This window comes from Paenibacillus qinlingensis (genome assembly GCF_031455095.1).
GTDB classification, from domain to species: Bacteria; Bacillota; Bacilli; order Paenibacillales; family NBRC-103111; genus Paenibacillus_E; species Paenibacillus_E qinlingensis_A.
In genome coordinates this window covers 1-1,889 of sequence record NZ_JAVDSB010000039.1, presented here as the reverse complement: position 1 = coordinate 1,889, position 1,889 = coordinate 1, and the positions used below count along the sequence as shown (strand labels likewise).

The 1,889-nt window shown below is 45.8% G+C and carries 2 protein-coding genes; one reads left to right on the top strand and one right to left on the bottom strand.

The genetic code is table 11. From position 1 onward, the window contains the following. Window positions 1-71: 71 nt before the first annotated feature. Entirely contained in the window at window positions 72-1,331 is a 1,260-nt protein-coding gene (gene ltrA, locus J2736_RS34220; protein ID WP_310502972.1) for a group II intron reverse transcriptase/maturase, read from the bottom strand. Window positions 1,332-1,603: 272 nt separating this feature from the next. Here ltrA and J2736_RS34215 point away from each other — a divergent pair, with 272 nt between their 5' ends. Further along, complete coding sequence (locus J2736_RS34215) at window positions 1,604-1,864, top strand: hypothetical protein (RefSeq protein ID WP_310502971.1); 261 nt, start codon at window positions 1,604-1,606, stop codon at window positions 1,862-1,864. Window positions 1,865-1,889: the final 25 nt, after the last annotated feature.

Genomic DNA, 1,889 nt, shown 5'->3' with positions numbered 1-1,889 from the left:
AATCGAGTAGGAGGGGACGGCTAGTCCCCGACCTCTCACACCACCGTACGTACCGTTCGGTATACGGCGGTTCATGAAATATTCCGTAATGAGTTGTATCTGTCCAATAAACTCTTTAAACCGTTGGATTCCCAATATTGGTTATCCAGCGCTCGGGATAGAATTGGACTACTTGCAATACGCCAATACCCTTTTCGGGTATTACCCCATTCAAAGGCTTTATCTTTAGGTATTCCTAAAGATAACAGCCTTTTTATTTTGGTACTAGGTTTCTTCCACTGTTTCCACAAACACATCCGTAACCTTCTTCGAATCCATTTGTCCATTTCCCTAAATGGACTTGTCGTATCTGCAAGCGAGAAATAACCGCACCATCCTATCAAATATTGGTTTAGTTCCTTAATTCTCTCTTCCATTTTCATTGACTTCCTTCGAGACGTAATCTCTCGAATTCGGGCGCAAGCTTTCTCCAAAGATTGCTTGGCAATCCTTACTTTCGGCTCTTTGTTCATACTAAAACTGAATCCAAGAAACTTTCGTTTCCAAGGACGGTCTACCGCACTCTTGGCTTGGTTTACCTTAAGTTTAAGTTTGTTTTCAATGAATTTGGTCACAGATGCTTTAACTCGTTCGCCTGCTCTTTTGGTTTTCACGTAGATGTTGCAGTCGTCCGCATAGCGGACGAAGCGGTGGCCACGTTCCTCAAGTTCTTGGTCTAGCTCGTCCAGCACAATGTTGGATAGTAACGGACTTAATGGACCACCTTGTGGCGTTCCTTCCGTATTCGGCTTAACCAAACCCTCTTCCATCACACCCGCTTGTAAATACTTCCGTATGAGTAAAAGGACTTTCTTGTCCTTCACCCTTTCAGCAATTTTCATCATAAGTCGGTCATGATGGACACGGTCAAAGAACTTCTCCAAATCAAGATCGACGACGAATCGATACCCCTCAGACATGTGCGATTTAGCTTCCTTTATAGCGTCATGTCCCCGTCGTTTTGGGCGAAATCCATAACTATGGTCGGAAAACTGTGGATCAAACAATGGTGTTAGTACCTGTGCGATCGCTTGTTGAATCAGTCTATCTGTCACGGTAGGTATGCCTAACAACCGCGAACCGCCGCTCGGTTTCGGGATTTCGACTCGGCGAACAGGACTCGGATGGTAGGATCCGTCTTCTATGGCTTGTCGTATCATTTGCCAGTTTTGTTTGATGTGCTCTCGTAAGTATTTTACGGACATTCCATCTACGCCATGGCTTCCCTTATTGGCTTCTACACGCTTTAAAGCCTGTAAGAGATTTTCCCGCGACAGTAGTTGCTCCAACATTTTTTTTACCTCTCTTTACGTGATTTGTGCCTTCCTTTTGTGCCAGAGATGAGTTCTGCCCTTCCGAAGTCCCCAACGGATTCACCGTCTCCTCCTTCGGATAAGTCCTCTCGGATTTTCTGCATTCACTACTCACTCTGAACGCCTTGAAGTACAAATTCCTATTTCATGTTCAGCCCTTCTGTAAGGTGTTGCAACACCTTACGTACTATGGCTTCTGCTGACTTCTGTACGTTCAACCTGTATTCTTATACAGGCTTACAAAGTTCGATTTGCGTTCCGTACAGATCTCCCCAGGTAAGAACGCTATCTTCCTCTCCATCTATCTGCTCCATTTACTTTCGTACGCCTTCGGCAGTAAGGGCTTTGACTTGTTCAGCAGTCTCACCCAGCCTACGCTAGCCTTATATGAAGTTCGTGTCCCTCAGACCGGAGATTTGCCGCCAGCTTCCTTCAGATTCCATCTCACGATGGACACCCTTGCCTTAAGCTATGGTTACTACTGCCTTCACCATTCGGGACTTGAACCCTAGAGATAGCGCCCATGCTGGGCGCACT

What these genes read in the sequence shown, in the direction of transcription:
- ltrA (WP_310502972.1), bottom strand. Translation starts at nt 1,331, where the DNA reads ATGTTGGAGCAACTACTGTCGCGGGAAAATCTCTTACAGGCTTTAAAG.